This is a genomic window from Neobacillus sp. GCM10027624, from assembly GCF_042675345.1.
GTDB lineage: Bacteria > Bacillota > Bacilli > Bacillales > Cytobacillaceae > Neobacillus > Neobacillus cucumis_D.
This window is the reverse complement of sequence record NZ_JBHTHD010000019.1, coordinates 62,986-83,580: the sequence shown is the minus strand read 5'-3', so window position 1 is coordinate 83,580 and position 20,595 is coordinate 62,986. Positions and strand designations below refer to the sequence as shown.

Annotated in this window: 16 protein-coding genes; 7 read left to right on the top strand and 9 right to left on the bottom strand. The window is 37.9% G+C overall.

All coding sequences use genetic code 11. From position 1 onward, the window contains the following. Nucleotides 1–40: 40 nt before the first annotated feature. The 3 genes from ACFQZ9_RS25825 to ACFQZ9_RS25815 all read left to right on the top strand — a co-directional run bounded on the left by ACFQZ9_RS25825 (nucleotide 41) and on the right by ACFQZ9_RS25815 (nucleotide 5,283). Nucleotides 41–1,444 carry a peptide MFS transporter gene (locus ACFQZ9_RS25825; protein WP_498946274.1) on the top strand — a complete coding sequence of 468 codons (1,404 nt, stop codon included), beginning with the start codon at nucleotides 41–43 and terminating at the stop codon, nucleotides 1,442–1,444. A gap of 111 nt (nucleotides 1,445–1,555) precedes the next feature. Beyond that, nucleotides 1,556–2,131: a YitT family protein gene (locus ACFQZ9_RS25820; protein ID WP_498946273.1), complete on the top strand. Its 576-nt coding sequence runs from the start codon at nucleotides 1,556–1,558 to the stop codon at nucleotides 2,129–2,131. Between the two features lie 122 nt (nucleotides 2,132–2,253). After that, entirely contained in the window at nucleotides 2,254–5,283 is a 3,030-nt protein-coding gene (locus tag ACFQZ9_RS25815) for an efflux RND transporter permease subunit (protein ID WP_498946271.1), read from the top strand. Nucleotides 5,284–5,321: 38 nt separating this feature from the next. Here the strand turns inward: ACFQZ9_RS25815 and ACFQZ9_RS25810 are convergent, their stop codons facing one another. The 6 genes from ACFQZ9_RS25810 to deoC all read right to left on the bottom strand — a co-directional run bounded on the left by ACFQZ9_RS25810 (nucleotide 5,322) and on the right by deoC (nucleotide 12,805). Next, complete coding sequence (locus ACFQZ9_RS25810; protein WP_498946269.1) at nucleotides 5,322–8,561, bottom strand: hypothetical protein; 3,240 nt, start codon at nucleotides 8,559–8,561, stop codon at nucleotides 5,322–5,324. Continuing rightward, nucleotides 8,558–9,946: a glycosyltransferase family 2 protein gene (locus tag ACFQZ9_RS25805; protein WP_498946325.1), complete on the bottom strand. Its 1,389-nt coding sequence runs from the start codon at nucleotides 9,944–9,946 to the stop codon at nucleotides 8,558–8,560. The genes ACFQZ9_RS25810 and ACFQZ9_RS25805 overlap by 4 nt, the downstream gene beginning before the upstream one ends. Nucleotides 9,947–9,973: 27 nt before the next feature. Continuing rightward, nucleotides 9,974–11,011: a HEAT repeat domain-containing protein gene (locus tag ACFQZ9_RS25800; protein WP_498946268.1), complete on the bottom strand. Its 1,038-nt coding sequence runs from the start codon at nucleotides 11,009–11,011 to the stop codon at nucleotides 9,974–9,976. Between the two features lies 1 nt (nucleotide 11,012). Next, a complete protein-coding gene (locus tag ACFQZ9_RS25795) occupies nucleotides 11,013–11,414 on the bottom strand; it encodes a response regulator transcription factor (protein WP_498946266.1) in 402 nt (133 codons plus the stop codon). A gap of 1 nt (nucleotide 11,415) precedes the next feature. After that, on the bottom strand, nucleotides 11,416–11,931 hold the full coding sequence (locus ACFQZ9_RS25790; protein ID WP_198312865.1) for a DUF3189 family protein: 516 nt from the start codon (nucleotides 11,929–11,931) through the stop codon (nucleotides 11,416–11,418). A gap of 199 nt (nucleotides 11,932–12,130) precedes the next feature. Further along, a complete protein-coding gene (gene deoC / locus ACFQZ9_RS25785) occupies nucleotides 12,131–12,805 on the bottom strand; it encodes a 2-deoxyribose-5-phosphate aldolase (protein WP_498946264.1) in 675 nt (224 codons plus the stop codon). A gap of 174 nt (nucleotides 12,806–12,979) precedes the next feature. On the opposite strand from deoC, the gene ACFQZ9_RS25780 reads away from it, so the two are divergent. Next, a complete protein-coding gene (locus tag ACFQZ9_RS25780) occupies nucleotides 12,980–15,154 on the top strand; it encodes an MMPL family transporter (RefSeq protein WP_498946263.1) in 2,175 nt (724 codons plus the stop codon). A gap of 22 nt (nucleotides 15,155–15,176) precedes the next feature. Here the strand turns inward: ACFQZ9_RS25780 and ACFQZ9_RS25775 are convergent, their stop codons facing one another. Beyond that, nucleotides 15,177–15,518, bottom strand: a complete 342-nt coding sequence (locus ACFQZ9_RS25775) for a cupin domain-containing protein (protein WP_198312868.1) — start codon at nucleotides 15,516–15,518, stop codon at nucleotides 15,177–15,179. Nucleotides 15,519–15,648: 130 nt separating this feature from the next. Further along, nucleotides 15,649–15,969: a hypothetical protein gene (locus ACFQZ9_RS25770; RefSeq protein WP_498946262.1), complete on the bottom strand. Its 321-nt coding sequence runs from the start codon at nucleotides 15,967–15,969 to the stop codon at nucleotides 15,649–15,651. Between the two features lie 194 nt (nucleotides 15,970–16,163). Here ACFQZ9_RS25770 and ACFQZ9_RS25765 point away from each other — a divergent pair, with 194 nt between their 5' ends. The 3 genes from ACFQZ9_RS25765 to ACFQZ9_RS25755 all read left to right on the top strand — a co-directional run bounded on the left by ACFQZ9_RS25765 (nucleotide 16,164) and on the right by ACFQZ9_RS25755 (nucleotide 19,017). Next, complete coding sequence (locus tag ACFQZ9_RS25765) at nucleotides 16,164–17,285, top strand: metallophosphoesterase (protein ID WP_498946260.1); 1,122 nt, start codon at nucleotides 16,164–16,166, stop codon at nucleotides 17,283–17,285. A gap of 159 nt (nucleotides 17,286–17,444) precedes the next feature. After that, nucleotides 17,445–18,725: an ArsB/NhaD family transporter gene (locus ACFQZ9_RS25760; RefSeq protein ID WP_198312871.1), complete on the top strand. Its 1,281-nt coding sequence runs from the start codon at nucleotides 17,445–17,447 to the stop codon at nucleotides 18,723–18,725. A 13-nt stretch (nucleotides 18,726–18,738) separates the two neighbouring features. Further along, a complete protein-coding gene (locus ACFQZ9_RS25755) occupies nucleotides 18,739–19,017 on the top strand; it encodes a hypothetical protein (protein ID WP_498946258.1) in 279 nt (92 codons plus the stop codon). Between the two features lie 34 nt (nucleotides 19,018–19,051). On the opposite strand, the gene gntK is transcribed toward ACFQZ9_RS25755, so the two are convergent. Then, nucleotides 19,052–20,593 (bottom strand): gluconokinase, encoded by a 1,542-nt coding sequence (gene gntK, locus ACFQZ9_RS25750; protein ID WP_498946256.1) that lies wholly within the window; start codon nucleotides 20,591–20,593, stop codon nucleotides 19,052–19,054. Between the last annotated feature and the right edge of the window lie 2 nt (nucleotides 20,594–20,595).

Here is a 20,595-nt window from a genome sequence, read left to right as displayed (position 1 = left end):
ATAACATATTCTTTTTATTATGGACATTAGGAGGTATACAATGGACACTACAGCTTCATTAAAACAGTCCGAGCAGGCAAAAGCCTTGAAAAAGCATCCACCTGGCCTATATTTACTTTTCTTTACAGAAATGTGGGAACGATTCAGCTATTATGGAATGCGTGCAATCCTTGTTTTATACCTTACAACAGAATTCATCAGTGGTGGTTTAGGATTTAGTGATGCTACTGCAATGAGTATTTATGGATTCTTCACAGGTGCAGTTTATTTTACACCAATGGTTGGTGGTTGGTTATCTGATAGATTTCTAGGACAACGCCTTGCGATTACAATTGGCGGAATCATTATGGCAGTTGGTAACTTTGCATTATTTGCCGATCAAAGTAGAGCGGCTTTCTATCTTGGTCTGGTATTACTAATCATTGGAAACGGTTTCTTTAAACCAAATATCTCAACCATTGTTGGAGAATTATATGCTCCCGATGATCGTCGTCGTGATGGCGCTTTCACTATTTTTTACATGGGTATTAACATCGGTGCCTTTTTCTCTCCATTAGTGGTAGGTTTTTTATCCGATAACCTTTTCAAGACAACAATCAATGGAGTCGTTCATCACGGATTTAGATATGGTTTCCTTGCTGCTTCGATTGGTATGATTGTTGGACAGTTAATCTTTAACCTTTTGGGCAATCGTTATTTAGGGGACATTGGTAAAAAGCCAACAGGTAAGGTGGCTTCAAAAACAACAAATGCAACGCACACTAAACAACCTTTAACAAAGATTGAAAAGAAACGTACAGCTGTTATTTTTATCCTTACTGCATTTGTCGTATTCTTCTGGGCAGGATTTGAACAAGCAGGAAGTTCCTTAACACTTTATACTGATCGCTTTGTTGATCGTGACCTTTTCGGATTTAACGTACCAACTGCTTGGTTCCAATCTTTAAATCCACTATTTATCGTTATTCTTGCACCAATCCTTTCCGCTCTCTGGTTAAAGCTTTCTTACACAAAGCGTGGAGATATGAGCGGACCGAAAAAAATGGGATTAGGTATGGTGCTTTTAGGTTTAGGATATATGATTCTTTTATTAGCAGTATTAAAAACAGGCAGCGATGATCATCATATCGCAATGAAAGCAAACATGATGATGATTGTCTTAACCTACTTAATGCACACACTCGGAGAATTACTTCTATCTCCAGTTGGTTTATCACTTGTAAGTAAAATTGCTCCACTTAAACTTGCTTCCCTATTAATGGGTGTATGGCTTGCAGGTTCCGGAATTGCAAACATTCTTGCAGGACAATTAGCAGCACTAACACAGTCACTAGGTTACTTTGAAATTTTCAGTGTAATCGGTTTATTGGCTATCGTACTTGGATTAGTTTTATTAGCCCTTTCCGGAAAACTTCAACGGATGACCGAAGAAAGTTCAAAATAAGCCTTTAAGAGGAAGAATCGATTGATTCTTCCTCTTTTTTATGCATTCACTTCTAATTTACATTCCTTTTCATATTTTTAAATTAAAGGGACAAGTATGGGGTGAAATAGGATGAAACAAAAAATATTAGCGATGCTTATTGGCAGTTTGCTGTTAAGTTTAGGCGTAAATGGATTTCTAGTTCCCTATCATCTGCTAGATGGCGGAGTAATTGGAATCGGATTAATCATCCATTATTTTTACGGGTGGCCGACAGGTTTAAGTATGATTATTTTAAGCTTGCCACTTTATATCTTGGCTTGGTTTTTTGAACGGCGTTATTTCTTTTACAGCTTACATGGACTCATCATATCTTCCTTTTGTATTGATTTGTTTTCGTTCATGGACGGGAAAATTAATATAGGAATTTTACCAAGTACCATTATTGGCGGAATTCTCGTTGGAATTGGTATTGGACTCATGCTTCGCTATGAAACAAGTACAGGCGGAACAGATCTTCTCGCCAAGCTTCTAACAAAATTTACTTCTATAAATATAGGAATCATTATTTTCTTAATCGATGGTCTCGTGATTACAAGTGGAATCCAAGTGGTTGGGCTCGAAAAATTCTTTTATTCGCTATTAACGATTATATTTGTCGGTCTCATGACTACCGTAACTGTTACAAGCAGACCCCATACTTATTAACATAAACTTAACAAAATCATCTAGAAAATTATTAAAAAAATAGTTTTATTTTCCATTTTAATATGATAATATTCTTATGGTTGTATAGGAAAAAATAACCATAAGAGGAGAGAAAATGAAATATGTCTTGGTTTACAAAATGGTCCTTCCGGAACAAAGCCGCGATGTGGATTATGTCGATTCTAATTCTAATCATGGGTGTGGCAAGTTATTTTACCTTACCGATGGAATTCTTACCCTCTGCTGACAATCCACAAATATCGATTATTGTTATGGGGCAGGGTACTGATTCAAAAACAATGGAGGATCAGGTGACAACTCCAATTGAAGAGTCGATTTCAGGTGTAAAAGGGAAAAAGAATATCTTCTCAACAACAGGTGATGGTTACGCTAAAGTTGATATTAATTATGATCCTAAAACTGACATGAAAGAAGCAAAACAAGAAGTGCAGGAGGTATTGTCCAATGTTCATCTACCTGAAAATGTTTCAAAGCCCACTGTCGTCCAATTAAATACCTCCATGATTCCCATCGCAGACGTAGCTGTAACCTTTAAAGAAGGATTAACACCGGAAAATTTAAAATTTGCCGACAAAAAAATCGTTCCACTTTTTAAAGATATTAAAGGTGTGGCATCCATTCAAACCTATGGGATGGCCAGCTCCTATGTTTCTGTAAAAGTAAACAACACATTATTATCAGAGAAAAAAGTAACCATTCAATCCGTTATGGGTGTTCTCCAAGGACAAAATAGCGCAATTGCAATTGGCGAAAAAACAATTGAAGGTAAAGCCAGTAATATTAAAGTGATTGGAAACATCGACCGTTTATCTTCTTTAGAAAACCTTACCGTTGCGCCAGGTGTTCAATTAAAGGATATAGCTTCCATTAACGTTACCAAACCACAAGATACGATCACCCGAGTTAACGGTGTGGACGGATTATTGCTAATTGTAACAAAGGATAGTCAATCAAATGCTGTAGCAATAAGTAAAGACTTGAGAGATGTCACGAAAAAAATAAATAAAAAATATAACCAACTTGAAACCTCTGTAATTGTGGCAACAGCGGATATGGTGAAGACATCCGTAACATCGATGATGAAGGAAGTTCTGCTTGGTGCCCTCTTTGCAACGATTGTGATTATGCTCTTCTTAAGAAATATCCGATCTACCTTTATAACAATCGTCTCGATTCCATTGTCCTTAGCCTTTACATTATTCTTGTTATCCCGCTCCGGTGTTACTTTAAATATTTTAACCTTGGGCGGTGTTGCGGTAGCAGTAGGTCGTTTAGTAGATGATAGTATTGTAGTAATTGAAAACATCTTCAGGAAAATGCAAAACGAAAAATTTACCTTTCAATTAGTTATGGATGCAGCGAAAGAGGTATCCTCAGCAATTACGGCTTCTACCTTAACAACAGTTGCTGTGTTTTTGCCTATCGGATTAGTTAATGGCGGATTACAGGACTTTTTAATGCCATTCGCTTTAACGATTACCTACTCATTGCTTGCTTCATTAATCGTCGCCCTAACCGTTGTTCCTTTAATGAGTGCAGGGCTTTTAAAAAATGCAAAGCTTCCTGAACATAAACCGTCAAAAAAATTTATCGGATTGGTCACTTGGTCGCTTGACCATAAATGGATCATCCTCTCTCTTTCCTTTTTATTATTCGTAGGTTCCATTGGAGTCTATTCTGTTATGCCAAAGGGTGCGGTAGACAACTCTTCGGCAGATTTTGTTCAAACAGCACTTAATTATCCAAATGATACGCCAATTGGAGAAGTGAAAAATGGTACTCTAAAGCTCGAAAAATTCATTCTTGCCCAAAAAGAAGTAAAAGATGAATTTACAATGCTCGGAAACAATGAGGATGCGGCAAAATTTGGAGCAATCGACTCTCCTACTAAGGCAAACATAAATATTGTTTTAAAGGATAAGGACGATACGGATCGATTAATCAAAAAAATAGAAGCTCAAAAAAATCAATTTCCTAATGCAACGCTTACCGTTGCTGCATCGTCCTTAATGGGTGGCGGAAACCCGCAAATTACAATTGATGTCGTAGGCGACCAGCTAACCAAACTTGAGACCGTTTCGACATTAATTAAAGAAAAAATCAAAGAAATTGACGGAATTGAGAAATTAGCGACCAATGAAGATGCTAAGAAGACAGTTTACTCGCTTGAAGTGGACCCTGAAAAAGGAAATCCGGCTCAAGTGGCCCAGCAGCTGTCTGTAATGCTAAATCGAACACCGCTAGGTTCCATGGATTTAAATGGCCAAGAAACTGCAGTATTTCTTAACCCTGTTTTAGATCCGAAATCATCTAAGGATTTGAAAGATATTCCTGTTATGACTTCATCCGGTCCCGCACCGGTTTCGTCGGTGGCAAAATTAATAAAAGAGGAAAAACCAACAAACCAATTCCATAAAGACGGCGACCCTTATATTCAAGTCACCGCCACCGTTGATCCGAAGAAACTTTCGAAGGTTTCTACTGAAATCGCTAAAATTATCAACGGAGATAAAAAGGATCATAAGGGGGTCAAGCTGCCTTCAGGTGTTGAAGTCTTTATCGGGGGAGCAAGTGCCCAACAGGCGGATGATTTCACTGATTTATTTATGACAATGGGAGCTTCAATTGGAATTGTCTTTTTAATCATGGTCATCACCTTTAAAACGATTCGAGCACCGATTTCAATATTATTCTCATTACCACTTGCGGCTGTGGGGGCTGTGCTTGCCTTACTCATCAGCAGAATCACGGTGGATATTACATCTCTGCTCGGTGCCTTGATGTTAATTGGAATTGTGGTCACAAATGCGATTGTACTTCTAGATCGAATCAAACAAAATGAACAAAAGATGATTATTCGCGATGCGATTGTTGAAGCCGCTTCTATTCGAATGAGACCGATTTTGATGACTGCCGTTGCGACGATCTCAGCCATGCTTCCGCTATTGTTTAAAAAGGCGGAAACAGGGAATCTTGTTTCCCAAAGTCTTGCGATCGTCGTGATTGGCGGGCTTGCTGTTGCGACGCTTTTAACTCTTGTGGTCATTCCGGTGATTTACGAATTATTCCACTTTAAAAAGGCAAAAAAACAACGAATTCGTCAAGAACAATCTGGAGAAATTTCTGTTTAATGAATGTAAAAAGAAAGGCTGGCACCCCAGCCTTTCTTTTATTTACGAATTTCGGTTGAACGATAGGTGTTTTTCAATATATCATACGATTTTTTAAGCCGTTCATAATAGGCAGGATGCTCCCATTCTTTCCAGGAATATATATTTGCATTCTCCTGCTGAAGCCGTCCATTCACTATTTCAGGAAATGTTTGGGTAAAAGTATCATTTTCCAGCATTACTACTGCCGTCCTGATTCCATTCAACTTCACACTGCCCTGTAATCCACCTTTCCAAATATCCCCCATCGCCTCTTTAAGACTTGGGTCCTTAATATTCAATAGCTGCCATGGAATTCTTCCTTCTAATACCAATTTATCTTTACTAATACTAACATCTGTTAAAGAATTAAAATCCTGACTTAAGGAATTGGCATTACCAAACTTTAACACTCCCGTTTCATAATCCTCAAAGGGAATCTTTTTCTTTGTGGATGGAATCATTTGCTCTTTATTAAGGGCAAGACGAATCGGATGGAATACTCCATTATCCTTTTGACTGGCATATGTTGCTTGTTTAAGCATCTTGAGCTGTTTACTGTATTGATAGTAGAAGGGATCATAATAACTGTCCACCATCATTCTCGAATTCTTCTGACCAACTAACTGAACGTAAAAGTCAACTCCATAATCTAATTGTACCTTTTTTGACCCTGCCTTTACCTTGGTTTGGCCTTGATGATCAATCGTATCAAAAAGCAAATAAGTGTTTTGTCTGTTCAAATCAATTGGCTTATGAAAAGAAAGCAGATAATATAAATACCCGCTGTCCGACGTGAATCGTACCTCCTTTATTGGAAGTCTGGTATTGTTTGTTTTATAAGCACTCTCAACTCCTGCCATGACCCAATCCTTTTCCTCGCCGTCTACCGTAATGGCGGTTTCTCGATATCCCGGTTCAAACGATAACAAGCCAAAGTGCTGTTCGTTTGTTTGCTGATTATTCCAAAAAGGTCTTCGGTTCGGGTCATCCAAATCCATCGTATTCCATGTTCGCTTAAACCACTCATCCTGCCAGGAAAAAACCATACCGCCTGCATACCCCTCATTGACAATCGACTGAAGTAACCACTGATTGATTTTTCCCTGATCCTCTTCTGAATGAAATCCTTGATTCATCCCATATGCATTTTTATGGGTTAACCCTCTTGAGGATGGAACACCGAATTCAGCTACCAGTACAGGCATCTTGTGGGCAGCGAGCAGGTCATGTAAATACCCGGCATAATTATTCTTTCTCCCGCTTTTATCCACATAGTTAAGGTACTTTTGCTCATAGTTTAGAAAATCGGGATAATAAGGATAGATATGATAGGAGGCAAATAGCCCTGCATGAAATTGGTTACCTGCCCGAATATGATTGGGATCAACCGAAACCAAGTCCTCAGTTTCTAAAGGTTCATCCGGATGTTTTAATAAATCGGTTGTAACCCAATTGGTAAAGCTGATGGAGTGCTGCCAATGATACTTTGTCGCTTCATATTCAGAAGCAAATTCCATTAGCCCGGCAAGCCAAATTTCAAATGGTGATGCCCCAATTGTTTTGAAATAGTTTCCCGTAAATTGGTGCATATTTGGGTGCTTTGAATTGGTGTTCGCCACCATACCGGGATCCCATTCTGTTCCAACAATAATCCCAAGAACATATTTTGAAATGTCATAAGAATACGTACCGGACGCATGCCCCGGGCGTGCAGCCAGCTTGGCCCTGCCATGGATGATATCCACCATATTCTTAATCTCTGTTTTGGCATCGCTTGTATTTTCTTTTGCAAAACTATCTTGAGTTCGAAGAAGATTTTCCTCATTGACCCATGTACCGTGAAACAAGAATAACGGCTTTTTCGCCATTCGATTGTATTCATAAAAGGCCTCATAAAAGGCCGGCGGATGAAGAGTATAAATGCGGATCGCATTGGCATTCATGGCTCCAATTTCCTTAAACCAGCGCATGTACTCTTCTTTAGAAATTGCCGTCTCCCCTGGAAAATACCCCGGCTTTCCAATCCCCATATTCACACCTTTTATGAGAAAGTTTGACCATTTTCCATTCCTCTTAATTTGAAGATAGGAATTCCCCGTCCGGCTGTTTATCTTAATCCCCTTCGTCACACTCGATTCAACCGGTTCTTGCTTAATTTGATGATACAGCCCATCTTTTAATATTCTTTTCAACATAGGGACATAGGTTTCCCAGTAAAATGAATTTCCTGCCCCAAAATGCTGTTTCCATAAATCGAAGCCCTTTGTCTGATAGATTCCAGGCACATCCACTTCGTCAGCATAATCACCGGCGAAATAATAAGAAGTATATTTTACATTTTGATGTGAAATCACAGCAGGAAAGCTGGTTGGAATTCCAAAACTTTTCAATTTCTTCTTTGCAGCATTCGTAATCGGGAGTTGATAGTTGGCTAGGATTTCTTCATCATTTCTTGGTTGGATGATATCAAACCAATATTGATACTTGCCGTGAAGGTCTTCTTTAAATTGATTCCTTCCTTTCCTTGTTACTTGGAAAAGTAATCCATTATCGGTTAATTCCTTTTGGTCAATCACGACAATATAATTATTTTTACTTACAAATACAATACCTTGTCCGGAAAAAGTCCACTTCTTATTTTTTTCCTCGTACTGTTTTTTAACCCATTGGGGAACTTCTGTACTGTTTAAATCGGAAAAATACCGGCCAATCCAGCCGGACCAATCCAGGTTTAATAAGTTTGATATTTTGGATCGGGCCGTTTCGGAGGTAGGACTTGCAAATGTGTTAAATTCAGCAATTAACGTTTTTCCTTTTGCTGTTAATAGAGACTTTTCGATTTGGTTGACATCATGAGAATCTAATCCTCCATAAATCTTTTCGGATCTTTTTCCATATGGATTATGAAGCTTAACATCTTCCTTATATACTCCGTACTGGTCGGTTAAATAAAAAACATCATACTGCGCTAAATCCTTAGGGAAAGGAATAATCTTGTAGCCGCTTCCTTTCTCTGGTTCATAGCCTTTATAATCCGAACGAGCTGAATAGGGATTGTTTTTATTTTTAACATACTTTTCATTATTAAGAATCCAAACCAATCCCTTATGTTCTCGATACGACTGATTCGGAACGGTCTTATCCATGATTAAAACGTTTAGCTTTTTTTCAGGTTGGATAAACCAAAGCCAAAAGGGACTCGTAAGAATCAACAAAAATAAGAAGACGTAAATCATTAAATAGACTTGCTTCTTCATTCGGAAACACCTTTTCTTTTCATCTCTCCCCAGCTTTGATCGCCTTTAAGCATCTGCAAAACTCCTTCACATCGAAAAAAAACCGTCATCGGGCGGTACCAGATGGTTTCTGTTAAGGAATAGAAAAAAAGCTTTATAATATCGAATACTCTAGGATATTTGGTTAAACTCCATTCCTCCAGCAGTACGGCTGCCATCGAAAAGATGGAACCATATAAGCACGACAGGAGAAATAACAGGATGGCAAATTCAATATAAATTCCTCCGAAAAATAGACAGAGAATCATAAATATATAGCCTAAAAATTCAATAATCGGACCAAAAAACTCCACAATCCAAAAATAAGGAAAAGATATCAGCCCAATCATACCGTATCGTGGATTAAAGGTGAGTTTGCGATGTGTCCAAAGGCTCTCGAATAATCCCCGGTGCCAGCGCCTTCTTTGCTTCCGAAGAATCGAAATGCTTTCGGGGACCTCCGTCCAGCATACGGGGTCAGGCACATACACAATCTTTTTCTTTAATCGTCTTTCCTTTACCATTCGATGAACACGGACCACTAATTCCATATCTTCACCAACGGTATCGGTTTTATATCCCCCTGCTTCGATTACCCAGTGTTTAGAAAAAACACCAAACGCCCCCGATATAATAAGGAGAAGATTATGTCTGCTCAGGCCAATTCGCCCCATCAAAAAGGCCCGTAAATATTCAATAATTTGCATGACAACTAAAGGTCTTTCTGATAAGCCAATTTTTATAATATGGCCATTTTGGATTTTACATCCGTTAGCAATTCGGACGCTGCCGCCTGAAGCAATCACCTCTTCATTTGAATCAATAATCGGCTTCATCACTTTTAAAAATGCATCCGGCTCTAGGACAGAGTCGCCATCCAGCGAGCAAAAATAGGGATAATGAGAAAAATTAAGACCCACATTCAAGGCATCTGCTTTTCCCCCATTCTCTTTATGAATAAGGAAAAGGTTCGAAAGAATGGAGGATTGATAGATGGTTTTTATCGGCTTCGTTTCTACCTGTTTTCGGATTACTTTCTTTATTTCCTTCATATCATAATGCTCAATCATTTTTTGCAGCGTCATATCTGTTGAACCATCATTTACGACAATGATTTCAAACGAAGGATAATTAATACTTAACAAAGACCGAACGCTTTGGACAATCCCAACCTCCTCATTATAGGCGGGAACAATAATCGATACCGGTTTTGAATAAATTTCATCCATATAGTCCTCATAGGCTTGATCCCGATCAAGTTGATATTCTTTTCGCAGCTGTAATATGGAGATCATTAAAATAATCGAGTAAAAACTGATGACAATAACCATGTATACAGCAATAAACCATCCAAATACTGAGACAATATCTCCCCACTGAATAGTTGGCAAATTCTAAACCCCTTTATGGATCCACTCCCAAGCCATATCCTTTGCAAAGGGATCCTTTGTTGTTTCTAAAATCCTAGTTAAAATCTCTTTTCCGTTCGAAAACTGGGAAATGGACTGTCCAGCTTGGTGACGAACCCACCATGATCGATCATGTAATAATTCCATTAATCTTGGAATACCTTTTTCTTCTTTTAATGAACCGATTAGTTTCGCCGCTAACATTCTCTCCTGCCATTTATCGGAATCCATTAGGTCTAGATATAAATCAATATCCTTAACAACTCCGATGCTTGCTAATGCCTTTAATGCCCGGAGCTTGATTTCCCCGGTATAGTTTAAAAAAACCTTTTCAATAAAATATTGATAGCTTAATTCTTTTTTTATAGATAGAACGTCAAGAAGCGCCATTTGTAGAGAGGTTTGCAGCTTATGGAAGCTTAGAACAAATTGATCCATTTGTTTTTGTTCTAGGCGGATGACAATACTGCGGTATTCAAACTCTGATAAATTCGAAAAGTCTTTTGTTAATAATCCAAGGATATCTTCGAATTGAAAAGAAGCTAGAATTCTTAAAATATGTACTGTTTCCTCATAGGAGGGTCCCTTCTTCTTTACCATCTTATAAACATCCTCTAAAAGGGGCCTAATATGGAAATCCTCAATATGATACAATACATTCATCCGACGGCTCCATCTTTTACTTTGGAGCCGTTTTCGATAATAATCTTTTAGATAAAGAGAGGCTAGTTCTGATAAGGCTTTTTTCTCCTGTTCTCCTTCTAAAACATTTGCATACCTGCTAAGCATCTCCTCAATTGCTTTTAGTTGTTGGTTGTTCTGTGGATTTAATTCCCTTGAATAACCACCATCGGTCAGCAGCTTAAAGATAACGGAATTATATCTTTGTTTGTAAGTTTCAATGGTTCTCCTTTTTTTTATAACAAATGCTTTTCGTATAATAAGGTACGTTAATAAAATCACCAATAAACCACTAAAAGTCAGCGTGAGAATGGCCAGGTAAAAAAGCTCATTATTCAGCATTTCAATTCATCCTTATTAACAGCCTGCGAATTCTTTCTTTTAATTCTTGAATACCGAACGGTTTTGTAACATAGTCATCTGCACCGAGCAATAAAGCACGCTGAACATAAGACTCACTTTTTCGCCCCGAAAGCATGAGAACATAAATATTTGACCCATTATTCGTCTTTTTTACCTTTTGTAAAATCTCCATCCCATCCATTGCAGGCATAATCCCATCTAGAATGATGAGATGGTTCCTTGAATCTTCGGCACGTTTCGATTCAAAAAAAGGAATTCCTCCCTCAAACGCCGCTACATCTAATTCAACTTGTTCAATCTCTATTGTTTTTAATATCTTTAGTAACAGGGATCGAATGATTTCTTCGTCATCAATAATAGAAACGAACACTATATTTTTCATTTTATGATTTGTACATCTCATTTTCTAAAATAATCACTTTTTCAGCAAATGAGGATTTTCCAATTTCTTTCGTATTCTCAACAAGCCTAAAAATATTGTCGCAACATTTTTTCGCCCCTTTAATCAAAAGAGGTACACCTATAGAATCAATCTTTAGACCTCTTGAAAAAAATCCGCCCATGGACATTACGAATGGAACGGTTGGAGATGTATTGGAGAATATGATTTTTTCCTCAAACGCAAACTTTGATTGTAGTAATAGGCTTAATTCCTTTAAAGCTGGGACAACTAATTTATTTCTCTTCCTTCCTATTGTATAAACTGGATTCCCGTCTTCATCCATTCCATGAAAAATGATTTTTCCAAAATCGGCATGGGTTAATTTATTAAAATATTGTACATTTAAAATTTCTTCCGTCGTTAATTTCCTCTCAGATTGAGGTAATTGTTTTAAATGATAGGCCGCAGCCAATGAGGTTGTATGTGTTCCGCCGTAATCATTATAGATATAAATCATGGCCATCATCCTTTTTCCTGTTGTGTATGTATATTATGGACATTTTTTCATTTGATTATTTTATAAAAAAGGGCTCTTAAATTGATTGTTGGTTTCCGCTCCAATCAACATTGCTCAAAAGTTAACATTGTCCTTTAACATAAAAAAGAGGTACTCCATATTTGTGTGGAGATACCTCTTGGGACTTAAAATTGATTTTTTAATAATTACTTAAAGATAGTTCACCTTTGCTGATTGCAACTCCTGAGCTCGCGCCAATTCGGGTAGCTCCTGCTTTTACCATTGCAAGGGCATCTTCACGGCTCCTGACACCCCCCGATGCCTTAACACCTATTTCTGGTCCAACGGTTTGACGCATAAGCTGGATATCTTCAACAGTCGCTCCGCCAGTTGAAAAACCCGTTGAGGTTTTTACATAATCTGCACCGGCTTTAACCGCAAGCTCACAAGCTCTTACTTTTTCTTCATTTGTAAGCAGGCAGGTTTCAATAATCACTTTCGTTAATGCGTTTCCTTTAGCCGCTTCCACAACCGCACGAATATCTCGTTCCACTAATTCGTCATCACGGTCCTTAAGTGCTGCGATGTTCATAACCATATCGACTTCATCCGCACCATTTTCAATTGCGTTATTTGTTTCAAATGCCTTTGTTTCCGGTGTTGAGGCACCGAGCGGAAAGCCAATTACCGTACATACCTTAACCTCAGGAGTATCTGCAAGCATTTGTGCTGCCGTACGAACCCATGTAGGATTTACACACACCGATGCAAAGCAGTACTCTTTTGCCTCTTCCACAAGTTTTATAATATCAGCTTTCGTTGCATCTGCTTTTAATAATGTATGATCAATCATTTTTACAATATTTTGAGTCATCGTAAACTTCCCCCTTATTTAAATAACCATTCATTTTCTTATTCACTCTGTAACTATAACAAATAATTGAACATTTGTAAAAACCAAAATGAACATTATTTTATTAAATTACAATTCTTGTCTCTTTTAAGGGTTCATTTTTAGGGAAAAGTAAATCAAAGGGGGCAATTGATTATGAATAAGCTCGGCAGTTTCATTTATAAACACCGAAAACTTGTCCTTTTCACCTGGTTTTTTGCCATTATTGTATTAGGCTTTTTCGCATCGAAATTGCCATCCGTATTAAGTGGCAATGGTTTTGAATATAACGGGGAATTCAACAAAACAAGAGAGATTCTTGAAAGAGATTTTGGACAGCCTAAATCCTCGATTATCCTTGTGTTTCAACGAGAGAAATCGATTAGTGACCAAGACTGGAAATCATTTATAGAGGAAACATTCCTAAATCTGAAAAACTTTGATGGGGCAAAAAAAATCATCTCCCCTTATGCACAAGAAGGAATGGTAAAAGAAAATTATGCTTACGGACTGATCATCTTTCAAAAAAAAGCCGAAGCTCTTGGAAAGGAAATTGTCCAATTAAAGCAAAAACTGAAAAATCGAAAAGGTCTAAAGGTAACCATGACGGGTGAACCCGTTATTGTGAAAGATTTGAATACTGCCAGCCAAGAGGACCTTGCTAAGGCAGAAATGATTGGACTCCCCATCACTTTACTTGTCTTGATCCTTGCTTTCGGTGGATTGGTTGCTGCTGCTACACCGCTAATAATAGGTGTTGTATCCATTTTAATAACGATGGGAACGGTTTATTTCTTTAGCTACGGAGCCGATTTGACGATTTTCATTTTAAATATTATTCCAATGATTGGCCTCGCCTTAAGTATTGATTTTGCTTTACTTTTTATCAATCGCTATAAAGAAGAGCTGCAGCGGAATTCCGTACCGGAAGCTGTTAAAATCACTGTTGCAACCGCCGGCCGTTCGATCATTTTTTCAGGACTTTGTGTGTTTATTGGTTTGTCTGGACTCTGGTTTATTCAAATCGATATCTTTCAAAATGTGGCTCTCGGTGGAATGACAGTTGTGTTTATTTCAGTATTTTGTGCGTTAACTTTTCTTCCTGCCCTCCTATCTGTTATTGGGAATGGGATTAATAAATTTAGCCTTTTGAAGATTGCGGAAAATCAAACAAGTATATGGCATCGGTTTGCGAAGTTTGTCATGAATCATCCTATTTTTTTAACCATAGTAGCCCTTGCGATTTTGCTGGTTGGTCTAATTCCAGTAAGACAAATGATTCTAACCATTCCAGGCACAGATTCTCTGCCGCCAACTTATCCTTCAAGAATGGCGTATGAAGTGTTTCGCGACCATTTTATTCCGAAGAACAAGCGGGAGGAGAAAAAAGTAACGGTAATTCTTGAATCAAAGAAGGATTTTTTGAATAAAGAAAACTTAATAAAGGCAGAAAAAGTCGTCGATAAAATTCAAAAGGACTCATTAGTCCATACCATCAATTCTCCTTTTTCCACTACGGGAATGAAACATGCAGAACAGTTAGATCAATTTTTGAAATACGGACCAAAACAAAAGGTTATACCAGTAAAGGATTATTATTTAAGCGGAAATAAAATGCGTCTGGAAGTTTTTTTAAACACCGGTGAGCACTCCGCCAAAGCCAGGGAATGGGTTGATTCTTGGTCTAAACGGGATTTAGGAATCAAGGCTTCCTTTGGGGGCACAATTAAATTTGAGCAGGAAATATTTGATGAAATTTTCTCAAAGGCTCCCTACGGCTTATTGTTAATTTTTGCATCCACCTTTTTAATTCTCATGGCAGCCTTTCGCTCGATTCTTATTCCATTAAAGGCCATTTTGATGAATGTTTTAAGCCTGGGATGTACGTTCGGCATTGTGGTTTGGATATTCCAGCAGGGACATTTCGGATTAAAACCGGTGGATATTGCTTTAATTTTACCTGTATTCGTTTTTACGCTTGTTTTTGGCTTATCTATGGATTATGAAGTATTTTTGATTTCTAGAATTCAGGAGTTTTATTTAAAAACAGGCGATAACAGCGTAGCAACCATAGCCGGGTTAACGTATACGAGTAAAATTATTACTTCTGCTGCTGCTATTATGATTGTTGTAACCGGGGCATTTGCCTTTACAGGTGTTATGCCGATCAAACAATTGGGTGTCGGGATTGCAATTGCGATTTTTATTGATGCTACCATAGTGAGAATGGTCCTTGTACCGGCTTTAATGAAGCTGCTTGGTGATTGGAACTGGTGGTTTTTTGGGTATAAAAATAAACAGCTTCGTAGCAATCGAAAAAAGCCAGCCTGAAAAAACGGCTGGCTCTGTTTTATTAAATATTTTTCGCGTATTGTTCACTTGGAAATTTGCTTAAGACTACATATAGGCTGACAGGTTCATTCCCATTATTTTTAAAGGACATTTCTTCATCACTGCTTACATGGATAAGATCTGCCTCTGTAACACCCGTTTCCTCACCATTAATGACGAGCGTTCCAGCTCCTGTTACCACATATAGATAAACCTCTGTTCCCGGATGCTTATGAACTGGAAGTTCCTGCCCAGGTAAAAAGTTTAAAACAAAAGCCGTCGTTTCTCCCTTTTTATAGATCACCCTTTTTGTAAATCTTTCTTCGCTATATTCCATAAAGGCTTTTACTGAATTCTTTTCCACTATAATTACCTCCTTAATGTAACTAATTTCATTTTAATTGAAAACTATTTTCATTTAAGTGACCAATATCACTCAACATTAATATGTTCAAATTTTTGACAAAAATTAAAAGGAGTTCAAAGAACCCCTTTTATGACATATACGAAAGAACTACTTTTTGCGGAAGATCTTTCGCATCTTGCGATTTACTTTTTAATCGTTCACATGACGGCATTTCGAAGGAAAAATCCTCCACCTTTGAAGGGATAACCCCTTCCGTTTTTAATTGTTCAAATACCTTCTGCATTGCTTCTTCTGTTGAGATTTTTTCTTCAGAATCTTTTACTTGAAAACATTCAACACAGGTCTCGATGATATTTTCATCAATTTTTTCTTGAGCAAAAACTAGCTGGGCTCCCGTGATTGCTTCTACCTCGTTGTTTTGTAATTCAATGATGGTTGTTATATTCATTTTTCATTACCTCCCACTTTGGATACCTTCATTATATTCAAAAGTAACTTCTTAAAATGGGGAGATAACAAATTTTCAATTTTTATTCATATGTTTATGACAATTTTCTGTCCAACTAAATTTAACCATTAAAAACTCATACAACCTTCTTTTAAACAAATACTAAAAATACTAAACTTTTGGAGGAGATTGTTTTGAGAAGTTCTAAAAGACTTATCCTGCTATTGCTGACTCTCATGCTAATTTGGCAATCCTCCCCTATACCATCCTTTGCGGTAGAGAGCGGGGCCAATACGAGTGAAATGGTTCAGTTACGGATTCTTGAGACGACAGATCTGCATGCCTCTCTAGTGAATTATGATTATTACCAGACGAAAGTGGACAACCGAATCGGGCTTGTTAAAACGGCAACGCTGATCAAACAGGCTAGGAGAGAAGTGGAAAACTCCCTGCTGTTTGACAATGGCGACCATTTAAAGGGCAACCCTCTTGGTGAATATTTAGTACGTGTAAGAGGGCTTCATAAAGGAAAAGTCCATCCTGTTTACCGGGCCTTTAATTATTTGCATTACGATGCGATAGCCCTCGGAAATCACGAATTTAATTATGGACTGCAATTTATCAAAAACGCATTAAAAGGGCTGAAAATGCCTTACGTGAATGCAAATGTGTACTCCTTAAAAAAACAAAAACCTTATTTTAAACCCTATGTCATTTTAAATAGGGAGGTTCTCGATGAAAAGGGAATACCTCACCCAATTAAAATTGGCGTAATTGGCTTTATGCCGACTCAAATCATGAAATGGGATAAAGCAAATTTAGAAGGAAAGGTAATGGCCAAGCCGATTGTTGATACAGCAAAAGAATTCATACCGCAAATGAAAGCGGAAGGCGCAGATATCATTATTGCTCTTGCCCATACAGGTATAAGTAATGAGACCTATCACCCTGATACTGAAAATGCCGTTTATTACCTTACGAAAATTCCCGGAATTGATGCCATCCTTGCAGGACACTCCCATGGTATTTTCCCTGGACCCGCCTATTCTTTCCTGCCTAATACAAATTTAGAAACGGGGAAAATAAATGCTAAGCCGGTAGTGATGGCAGGGGCATTTGGCAGCAGGCTCGGGATTATTGACCTTAAGTTAAAAAAGATTGCGGGAAAATGGATGGTTTTACAAAGCAGTTCAACTACAAGAGCAATTGCGGATGAAAATGGGAACTCGATTGTAAAAACAGATAAAGCGCTATTCAAACAAATTAAAAGAGACCATCGGGAAACCGTTGAATTCATTAAAAAACTAGGGCTTTAGCCGGCCGAGTTTTGATAATTGAAAATAATTCTCTTTACAGCCTATTCTCCACTCTACTATAATAAAAAGTAAATAAATAAGCTTGTTTTTTGGGGGAGTCTGTCAACACAGGCTCCTTTTTGCTTTTTTTAGGAAATACATACGGAAAGAGGGGAAAAAATGTCAACACAAGCAATCATTGCGATAGGTGTATTTTTAATTACATACGCATTTATCGTTACAGAAAAAATCCATCGAACCATTATTGCTATGGCCGGTGGAATCATGATGGTACTACTTGGAATTGTAAATCAAGAAAAAGCCCTACATCATATTGATTTTAATACACTTGGTTTACTGACAGGCATGATGATTATTGTCGCCATCACATCCGAGACGGGCCTATTTAATTATATTGCCATCTTCGCCGCAAAAAAGGTCAAGGGAGATCCCATAAAACTTCTCCTAGCTTTAGGAATCATTACGGCACTTGGTTCAGCTTTTTTGGATAATGTCACTACGGTCCTGTTAATGGTGCCAGTCACTTTCAGTATTACAAGACAATTAAAGGTAAATCCCATTCCCTATTTAATTACTGAAATTATTGCATCCAATGTTGGCGGAACATCTACACTGATTGGGGACCCTCCGAATATTATGATTGGCAGTGCCGTAAAGGAACTTACATTTATGGAATTCATCTATAATCTAACGGCTATTTCCTTTTTTATTTTGATTGTGAACGTGGTGATTCTTGCTTTTATATATCGAAAGCAGCTGAAGACTACTCCGGAATTAAAAGCGAATTTAATGGATTTGGATGAAAAACAAGAAATTACCGATAAAAAGCTATTGGTGAAATCTCTTATTGCCCTTGCCTTTACCATTTTGGGCTTCTTTTTACACCAGCTATTCCATTTGGAATCAGCATCTGTTGCCTTAGCGGGAGCGTTCCTTTTGTTGTTATTAACTGGAGAAAGGCATTTAGAAAAAGCATTCTTAAAGGTTGAGTGGTTGACTATTTTTTTCTTTATCGGGCTGTTCGTCCTCGTTTCAGGATTAATTGAAACAGGCGTTATTTCCCTTTTAGCCGATTACTCCGTACATCTTACCGGCGGTAATGTGGCCTCATCCTCTATTTTAATTCTATGGGTCAGCGCTATTGCTTCCGCGTTTATCGACAATATTCCATTTGTGGCAACCATGATTCCGATGATTAAAGACATGGGGTCGCTTGGAATCGATAACCTAGAACCACTTTGGTGGAGTTTATCACTTGGAGCTTGTCTTGGAGGTAACGGAACTCTAATCGGGGCTAGCGCTAACGTGATTGTTGCAGGATTGGCTGCAAAAGAAGGGTATCATATTTCCTTTGGAAAATTCCTATTGATTGCTTTTCCACTAATGATTCTGTCGATTATCATTTGTACCGTTTACATTTATTTACGATATTTAGTATAAGGAGCTAAAAAAGATGAAAATAATTTATTCGTATGATGAAAAGCTTCTGGACTTAAATGAGACAGCAAATGACGATGACATTGAATTCAATATCACCAGCTTAGGTTCAGATATAAAAAAACAGGTATATAAAATTCGAGAAATTTTTAATGAAAATAAGGTCTTAACAGATATTCTTGTATATGCCCACACAAACCAAAGATATCAAATTATTGTTAGAAAAGACTTTTATAATGACTTTATCATTGAACTTTTTAGACAACAATTAGTTAAGGAAGTAAAATGGGCATAAAATTTGAGGCTGCCATTACTGGCAGCCTTTTTCCTTATTCAACCCACTTTTTTTGAAAGTTGGAGATATTCTCATATTCTTCTTTAAAGAGTCTGGATAATCGAATATAGATGGGAATAATCTCTTGATAAACTTTCACGTTATCTTCAATCGGCTTATGGTGGTTGGTAGCTCCAACCATTTCAGATACTACATCTAAGGAATCAATCTCTCCTAAACTGTACAATCCGAGGAGGGCTGCACCAAGACAAGAGCTTTCAAAGCTTTCCGGAATATTTACCTCTTGGTTGAAAATATCCGCCATCATTTGCCGCCAAAGTTCAGACCTTGCAAACCCTCCGGTTGCCTGAATACTTTTAGGCTCGCCAATCAATTCCTCTAATGCAAGGAGAACAGTATATAAATTTAAGATTACCCCTTCTAAAACGGCACGAATTAAATGCTCCTTCTTATGATGTAATCCTAGTCCGAAAAAAGACCCTCTAGCATTTGCATCCCAAATCGGAGCCCGCTCTCCCGCCATATAAGGATGAAAAATCAAACCGTCAGCGCCGGGATTTACATTCTCCGCAATTTCTGTCAATACATCATAAGCATCTTTTCCAAGGCGCTTCGCCGTTTCTACCTCAGAGGCTCCAAGCTGATCGCGGACCCAACGAAAAATCATCCCTCCGTTATTAACGGGCCCGCCGATTACCCAATGGTTTTCCGTTAAGGCATAACAAAAAATTCTTCCTTTCGGATCAGTAATTGGCTTATCCGTCACGGCTCGAATCGCACCGCTTGTCCCAATCGTTACCGCTACAACTCCCGGTTCAATAGCATTAACCCCTAGATTTGATAGCACTCCATCACTAGCCCCAACAACAAAAGGAATATCTGCTGAAAGCAGAAGTTCCTCTGCTCGTTCTTTGTCTAATCCGGCTAGATAATAGGTTGTAGAAACTGGCTTAGAAAGCTGATCCACTGTAACCCCTGCTACTTTAAGTGCCTCTTCATCCCATTGAAGTGAATTTAAATTGAACATCCCTGTTGCAGATGCTATGGAATAATCGATTACAAATTTTTTAAATAATTTATAAAAAACATATTCCTTAATCGAAATAAATTTATAGGTTTTCTTAAACAGTTCAGACTGCTCTTCCTTAAGCCATACTAATTTTGAAAGTGGCGCCATTGGGTGAATAGGAGTACCTGTTCGCCTGTAAATCTCATGCCCATTCATTTCCTTTAAAATCTTTTCCGCCCATTTAGCACTTCGATTGTCCGCCCAGGTAATGCAACGAGTAAGCGGCTTTCCGGATTCATCCACCGCAATCACACTATGCATGGCTGAGCTAAAAGAAACACAAAGGATTTCATTCGGAGAAACTTTACTATTCTTTATTACTGTCTTAATTGTTTGAAGGACAGCTGAAAAAATTTCTTCAGGATCTTGTTCAGCCGTTGCAGGTGTTGGACTGAATAATGGATATTCAATCCCATGTCTAGCGATAACTGAACCGCTTGCAGAAAATAAAACGGATTTTGTACTTGTTGTACCGATATCAACGCCAATGACATATTTTGAATTCATAT

Bases quoted from the DNA above. Each gene is read 5' to 3' on its own strand.
- ACFQZ9_RS25825 (WP_498946274.1), top strand. From the start codon at position 41: ATGGACACTACAGCTTCATTAAAACAGTCCGAGCAGGCAAAAGCCTTG.
- ACFQZ9_RS25820 (WP_498946273.1), top strand. From the start codon at position 1,556: ATGAAACAAAAAATATTAGCGATGCTTATTGGCAGTTTGCTGTTAAGT.
- ACFQZ9_RS25815 (WP_498946271.1), top strand. From the start codon at position 2,254: ATGTCTTGGTTTACAAAATGGTCCTTCCGGAACAAAGCCGCGATGTGG.
- ACFQZ9_RS25810 (WP_498946269.1), bottom strand. From the start codon at position 8,561: ATGAAGAAGCAAGTCTATTTAATGATTTACGTCTTCTTATTTTTGTTG.
- ACFQZ9_RS25800 (WP_498946268.1), bottom strand. From the start codon at position 11,011: ATGCTGAATAATGAGCTTTTTTACCTGGCCATTCTCACGCTGACTTTT.
- ACFQZ9_RS25795 (WP_498946266.1), bottom strand. From the start codon at position 11,414: ATGAAAAATATAGTGTTCGTTTCTATTATTGATGACGAAGAAATCATT.
- ACFQZ9_RS25790 (WP_198312865.1), bottom strand. From the start codon at position 11,931: ATGATTTATATCTATAATGATTACGGCGGAACACATACAACCTCATTG.
- deoC (WP_498946264.1), bottom strand. From the start codon at position 12,805: ATGACTCAAAATATTGTAAAAATGATTGATCATACATTATTAAAAGCA.
- ACFQZ9_RS25780 (WP_498946263.1), top strand. From the start codon at position 12,980: ATGAATAAGCTCGGCAGTTTCATTTATAAACACCGAAAACTTGTCCTT.
- ACFQZ9_RS25770 (WP_498946262.1), bottom strand. From the start codon at position 15,969: ATGAATATAACAACCATCATTGAATTACAAAACAACGAGGTAGAAGCA.
- ACFQZ9_RS25760 (WP_198312871.1), top strand. From the start codon at position 17,445: ATGTCAACACAAGCAATCATTGCGATAGGTGTATTTTTAATTACATAC.
- ACFQZ9_RS25755 (WP_498946258.1), top strand. From the start codon at position 18,739: ATGAAAATAATTTATTCGTATGATGAAAAGCTTCTGGACTTAAATGAG.
- gntK (WP_498946256.1), bottom strand. From the start codon at position 20,593: ATGAATTCAAAATATGTCATTGGCGTTGATATCGGTACAACAAGTACA.